General features: G+C 68.5%; 6 protein-coding genes. 1 reads left to right on the top strand and 5 read right to left on the bottom strand.

Features of this window, described 5'->3' with window-relative positions; translation table 11 throughout:
* Nucleotides 1-49 precede the first annotated feature (49 nt).
* The 5 genes from M3M55_RS17345 to M3M55_RS17365 all read right to left on the bottom strand — a co-directional run bounded on the left by M3M55_RS17345 (nucleotide 50) and on the right by M3M55_RS17365 (nucleotide 4,596).
* The gene (locus M3M55_RS17345; RefSeq protein WP_249010762.1) at nucleotides 50-988 is read right to left on the bottom strand and encodes a cytochrome c oxidase subunit II; all 939 of its coding nucleotides are present in this window, start codon (nucleotides 986-988) and stop codon (nucleotides 50-52) included.
* Entirely contained in the window at nucleotides 988-1,644 is a 657-nt protein-coding gene (locus tag M3M55_RS17350) for a hypothetical protein (protein WP_249010763.1), read from the bottom strand. The genes M3M55_RS17345 and M3M55_RS17350 overlap by 1 nt, the downstream gene beginning before the upstream one ends.
* A 423-nt stretch (nucleotides 1,645-2,067) precedes the next feature.
* Nucleotides 2,068-2,376: a hypothetical protein gene (locus M3M55_RS17355; RefSeq protein ID WP_249010764.1), complete on the bottom strand. Its 309-nt coding sequence runs from the start codon at nucleotides 2,374-2,376 to the stop codon at nucleotides 2,068-2,070.
* Nucleotides 2,377-2,648: 272 nt separating this feature from the next.
* Nucleotides 2,649-3,389, bottom strand: a complete 741-nt coding sequence (locus tag M3M55_RS17360) for a LytTR family DNA-binding domain-containing protein (RefSeq protein ID WP_249010765.1) — start codon at nucleotides 3,387-3,389, stop codon at nucleotides 2,649-2,651.
* A gap of 31 nt (nucleotides 3,390-3,420) precedes the next feature.
* Nucleotides 3,421-4,596, bottom strand: coding sequence for a sensor histidine kinase (locus tag M3M55_RS17365; RefSeq protein WP_249010766.1), 1,176 nt, complete (start codon nucleotides 4,594-4,596; stop codon nucleotides 3,421-3,423).
* A 309-nt stretch (nucleotides 4,597-4,905) separates the two neighbouring features.
* Between M3M55_RS17365 and M3M55_RS17370 the strand changes: the two genes are divergently transcribed.
* Entirely contained in the window at nucleotides 4,906-6,159 is a 1,254-nt protein-coding gene (locus M3M55_RS17370) for an ISL3 family transposase (RefSeq protein ID WP_249010767.1), read from the top strand.
* Nucleotides 6,160-6,182 lie beyond the last annotated feature (23 nt).

A 6,182-nucleotide genomic window follows, 5' to 3' on the forward strand; every position in this document is an offset into this window, starting at 1 on the left:
AGAGCCCGCTGTTGTGTGAGTGCCGGCAAAATTGACGTTCGCGAGGATTTCACGGCTGGGCCGGGAAGCTCGAGCCGTAGTACTGGCCTCCGGCGCCGGTGAGCCCGCCGTCGGTGTACACCTTGGCCAGATCGCTGATCTCGTTCGGTGAGTAGCTGAGCGAGAACGGCGGGAGGATCTTCGTCAGCGCCGCGGACTGTGCCTCGGTCCGCTGGGCCCACGACTGGAAGGCGGCGACTGGAACGATCCGGCCGTAGTTGTACATCGCACCGTGCCAGATGCCGCAGAGCTCGGCACAGCGCACCGTGAAGGTTCCCGTCCGCCTGGGGATCGTGTAGGCGACGTTGTTGACGCTCGGAACCGCGTCCGCCTTGACGCCGAGTTGAATCGCCCAGAAGCTGTGGATGACGTCGAGGGAGGTGACGTCGAACTGGACGGGCTGATTGTCGGGCAACACGAGCTGGCGCGTCTCGAACCCGCCATAGGACGGGTAGCGGTACGTGAACAGCCACTGCTGGCCGATCACCTGGATCTGGAGGGGCTTTCCCCCGCCCGGCTTCCAGACCGGGTTGGCTCCCTCACCGGCGCCGGCCCCGGCCGGAACGACGAGCTGGTAGGTGCCGAACCCGAACAGGCCGAGCACCAGCATCAGCGTGACGGACACCCACACCTTCTGGGCCCGCGCCGCGCCCGGAAGCTCGCCGGGGCCGTCCTCCTCATCTCCGTCACGCTGGCGCCAGACGACGAGCGCGTAGAGGAAGAACACGTAGATGAGCATCATCACCGGGGCGGCGACGACGGCAAGCACCTTGAAGTCCAGCTGCTGACTCGCCGCGGAGGAGGTCATGTTCCCGGGCGGGAAGTGGGGACCCCAGACGAACCAGATCAGTAGATCCGCGATGACGCTGAGGACGAACCAGATCGAGGCGATCCGGACACCGTGGCGCGGCTCGCGGGCCGCGCCGGGGGACACGTTCGATTCCGCCATCAGGCTGACACCACCTTGAGGAAGCCGGACATGAAGCCGAGGGTTGACATGGGACCGCCGTTGCCGTCAACGAACCCGAGCCCACAGGGGATGAAACACTGCCAGTGGTAGTCCCCGGGACCGGGAGTCGTGAAGCTGAACCTGAGCACTTGGTGGGGTGCAGAGGCGGAGCAGGGCGCCTGCGAACAGAGGTTGGTGGCGGTCTCCGCGGGGATCGGCACGTCGATGCCGAGCTGGGGCACCGTGAAGGTGTGGGCGACCGAGCACTGGCTGTAGGAGTTCGACAGCGATTGGGCCTTGCCGTTGACGTAGGCGGTTCCGCCGGACGTTCCCGTCACGTGCCCCCAGAACTGGTTGCGCAGCGGGGTGCATCCGTCGTAGGAGTAGGCGGTGACGTTGATCCGGGTGTGGGCCGGAAGCTGCCAGATCGTCGAGCGGACCCACTTGGCGTCCGCGACGTCACGCACGAAGTAGGAGGGCCAGCCGGGCGTCGAGGAGGCGTCGTTCTCCGGATCGATCTGGATCGTCAGGTTGACCGCCTTCCCGCCCGTTGCCGGAATCCGCTCGGCCGTGAAGCGCAGGGTCGGCGGGAGGGGCAACAGGAAATGGAAGAGGACGAACGCAATCAACGCGAGCCCCGCACCAACGGCCAACATCAACGTTACGAGACGAGCCCGCAGAGACACCGCTCCTCCTTTCAAAGCTTCCAAAGCTAACTACGAAGTCATGGCAACTCGCGTTGGGCATCCCCCTTGAGCCATCAACCAATGCCGTGTTGGCGGTGACAGTAGCCCGGCCCCAGAGGCTTGTCAAGCCACCTGCACAGATGCGCGAACCCTCGCCGCACGCCTTGCCAAGCTGCTATGTTCGCACACTTTCTGGATCGACGGGAGCCTCGATCGCCCTCAGACGACGGGCGTCGACGGTCGGTCCGGGCCCTGCACCCCGGGGGTCGGCCGAGGGGGCATTTAACCGCCACCCCAGCGGTCAGTCGACATCTGCATACGTAGTCAGACTCTCCGGCCCGACAACACGGCCCGCGCGCGCCGAGCAGGCGGCGGTGGAGCTGGGGACTCGAGCTAGGGACGCGACACGCGCGAGCCCGCGCCGACCTCGCTGAGTGGGCGATCGAGCACGTGGTCGTGCCGCGGCTCGTTGTGTTCGAGGGCAAACAGATCGGCGTCGACCAGACGCTGCGCGTGTCCCGGGGACAGCTCCCACGCGTCCGCGGAGATCTCCACCCCGAGCTGCCGGCCGGCACGGCGCAGCGCACGCTCGGAGAACCCGGCACGCTCACCGGCGGCGAGCACGGACTGCTCAAGCGCCCGGTGTCCGCACGCGCGGTAGAGGTACCGCTCCACCCACTCATTCGCACGACGTGACCACATCAGCTCATTACCTCTGCCGTGAGCTCGCTGTCGGATCGGACGGGACGCACCGCACTCCCGCTCCGAACCCCTGTCGGACCATTTTATAGGAAATCGGGTTCGGGGCGAGCTCATGGCGGACTCATCGGCAGCCGGTCCGAATCCATGACCCCCGCTGCGGGTTCCGGACAGATATCTGACCCCACAGCGGCCAGATCGTGAGCGGACTGGACGAACGTTGCGCGGACGCCAGCGACCGGTGAAAGGCCGCCGTGGCAGGAGGCACGTCGGTCTCAGCCGCGCAGCAACCGCCGCAGCTCGGCGACGTGGCGACGGGCGACCGGGACCTCAAAGCCGTCGGCGAAGATCACGGCGGCCCCGCCACCGAGCTCGGGTCGGATCTCGGTCGCCCGCCGCAGATTGGCGAGGTAGGAACGATGGACCCGCACGAACCCGTAGGGCTCCCAGCGCGCCTCGAGCTCGGCGAGGGAGGCACGGACGAGGAAGCGTCCGGCGTCCGTGTGGATCCGCACGTAGTCCCCCTCGGCCTTGAGAAAGAGCACCGAGGAGCGCGCCACGAGTCGTGTCGCGCCCCCGTGCTGGTTCTCGATCGGGATGATCTCATCCTCACCGCCGGGCCGAGGGACGGCCGCATCGGAGGCCCCACGCTCGCGCGCCTCGCCCACCCGGGCGAGGGCACGCTGCACCCGGGCCCGAGAGACCGGCTTCATCAGGTAGTCGACGGGGCGCAGGCCGTTCTCGAACGCGCCGACGGCGCCGTCCTCAAAGGCGGAGACGAAGATGAGAGCGGGCGGGTCGACGAACCGGTCGAGGATGCCACCGAGCTCGAGCCCGTCGAGGCCGGGCATGCGGACGTCGAAGAAGACCGCGTCAAAGCGCTCGCTCGCGAGCCGGCGCAGCGCCTCCGCCCCGCCGGCAGCGAGAACGACCGCCTCAACGCAGGCACACCCGGCCAGGACCCGACCGAGGTCCTCGAGCGCCCGCGGCTCGTCGTCGACGGCGAGCACCCTCATCCGGCGCGCCTCCCCATGTGAACGGCACCCCTCACGCGACGAGGGTCGCCTCGACATGGTCGGGCAAGCGCATCGTCACGGCCGTCCCCTCCCCCTCCACGGACTCGATCTCGAGCCCGTACCCCGGACCGAAGCTCGCCAGCAGCCGCGCCTGCACGTTCGCGAGCCCGACCCCCTCGCCCCCGCCGGCGAGGACCTGGGCCGCCCGCTCGGGGCTCATGCCGACACCGTCATCGGACACCCGGAGGCGGACCTCCCCGTCGCGCCGGCCCGCCCAGATCTCAATCCGCCCCTCCCCCCGGCGCTCGACCCCGTGGCGGACCGCGTTCTCCACCAGCGGCTGCAGCGACAGCACGGGCACGACCGCGTTGAGCGCGTCCGGGGCGATCCGCAGCGAGATCGCGAGCCGGTCCCCGAACCGCGCCTGCTCGAGCCGGAGGTAGGTCTCCACGTAGGCGAACTCGTCGGCGAGGGTGACGTAGGGCGCCTGGCGCCGGAAGGCGTAGCGGATGAACTCGGCGAACTCCGTGAGCAGTTCCCGCGCCTCATCCGGCTCGGTGTGGATGTAGCCGGCGATCGCCGCGAGCGCGTTGTAGATGAAGTGGGGCGAGATCTGGGCCCGCAGGGCGCGCAGCTCGGCCTCCGCGAGGGCGCGCGCCTGCTCCTCCAGGCCGCGCAGCTCGAGGAAGGCCGAGACGAGCTTGGCCGCCTCGGCCACCGTCCGCGTGTCGTCGGAGGTGATCTCGCGGCCGCGCCGGTAGAGGGTGACGACCGACCCGACGACCTCCCCCCCGATCACGAGCGGGGCGGCGACCGCCGGGCCGAGCCGGCAGTCCGGGTTCGGGCAGCCGATCTGGCGCTCGACGTGGAGGTGGTCCTCCCGGGCGGGAGCAGAGATCGGAATCAACGGGTCGCCGGGATGGTGGTGGTCCTCGCCGAGCCCGACGAAGGCGAGCACCCGCTCACGATCCCCGAGGGCGACCGCCTCCGCCTGGGTGAGGGTCTGGAGGTGCAGCACCGCCCGCGCGGCGGACGCGTCGCTGAGACCGCGTCGAAGGTGGGGGAGCATCACGCTTGCGGCGTGGAGCGCCGACTGGATCGCCCGCCCTCGGCGGCCGCTCGCCGCCCGCGTCCACAGGTGGCGCTGGAGCAGCGCCACCCCCGCCGCGAGGACGAGCCCGACGAGGACACCAAGGATGATCTGCACGCGAGACGCAGGATAGACCTGGTTGTGACCGATCACACAGACCACGTGCGGCGACCGTCGACCGTTCGTCGCAGGAGAGCGACCGCTCGGCGCAAGGCGAATGCCGCTCGGCGAATCCATCCCGGCGACCGGCCCGCGGCGGCCTAAGGTCGATCGCACAGTTCAACTTACTCTGCGGAGAGAGAGGTTTTTCGGCGCTTGTGACGTTCTCGTGGGTGCGGTGACTGGCTGAGAATGGGGCGCACGCCCCGTCGCTTCTAGCCTTTCCGGCTGTTCGAAGGCTGGGATCGACTGGAGGCGAAACGAGACGTGCGCAGCATCAGAATATGGGCGCGGCTGCTTGGGCTGCGCGGGGCGGTGATCGAGGACGTGACAGTCAACGACGCTGGGGAGGAAGTAGAGGTCGTCGTGTCGGTCCGGCCGGGCTGGCGTCAACGGGACCGCTGTGGGATCTGTGGCCGGCGGTCTGGGCGCTTTGACCGTGGTGGCGGACGGCGGCGCTGGCGGGCGATGGACCTCGGGACCAGCTTCTGTTGGATCGAGGCTGACGCCCCGCGCGTGTCCTGTGCCCGTCACGGGGTTGTCGTCGCCCGTGTCCCGTGGGCACGCCATGACAGCCGCTTCACCCGCGCCTTTGAGGATCAATGCGCCTGGCTGGCGGTGAACTGCTCCAAGAAGGCTGTCGCTGAGCTGATGCGCTGCTCCTGGCGGTCTGTCGGCACGATCCTGGAACGCGTCTGCGGCGAAGCGGGGTTGAGCGTTGATCTGCTGGCGGGGCTCAAGAGCATCGGGATCGATGAGATCAGCCACCAGCGCGGTCAGAGATACCTCACCGTTGTCGTTGACCACCACACCGGCCGGCTGGTGTGGGCCGCCCCCGGCCGTGACCGCCGGACCGTGCTCGCGTTCTTTGACCAGCTTGGCGAAGAACGCTGCAAAGAGATCGAATCGGTGAGCTGTGACATGGCCGGCTGGATCAGCTCCGCGGTCGCTGAACGGGTCCCGTGGGCGGAGCGGTGCGTGGACCCGTTCCACGTGATCGCACTCGCGACCGACGCGCTCGATGAGGTCCGCCGCGAGCTCTGGCGCGACGCGCGACGCGAGAAGAACCTGACCCTGGCCAAGGACCTCAAGGGCGCCCGATTCTGTGTCTGGAAGAACCCTGAGCACCTCACCGACCGCCAAGTCGCCAAGCTGTCTGAGATCCAGAAGCTCAACGGGCCGCTCTACCGCGCCTATCTGCTCAAAGAACAGTTGCGCCAGATCTATCAGGCCGACACGCCCGAGGAGGCCGAACGGCTGCTGGACGGCTGGCTGTCCTGGGCGCGGCGATGTCGGCTGCCAGCGTTCTGCAAGCTCGCCAGAACGATCAAAGCCCAGCGGGACGGGATTCTCGCCGCGGTCCGTCTCGGACTGTCCAACGCCCGGGTTGAGCAGATCAACACCCAGATCCGTCTGATCACCCGGCGCGCATACGGGTTCCACTCCGCTCACGCGCTGATCGCGTTGGCGATGCTCACGCTCTCAGGGCTCTGCCCGCCACTGCCAGGACGGGTGAACTGACCCACGAAAACGTCACAAGACCC

Source organism: Conexibacter sp. DBS9H8, from assembly GCF_023330685.1.
Classification (GTDB): domain Bacteria; phylum Actinomycetota; class Thermoleophilia; order Solirubrobacterales; family Solirubrobacteraceae; genus Palsa-465.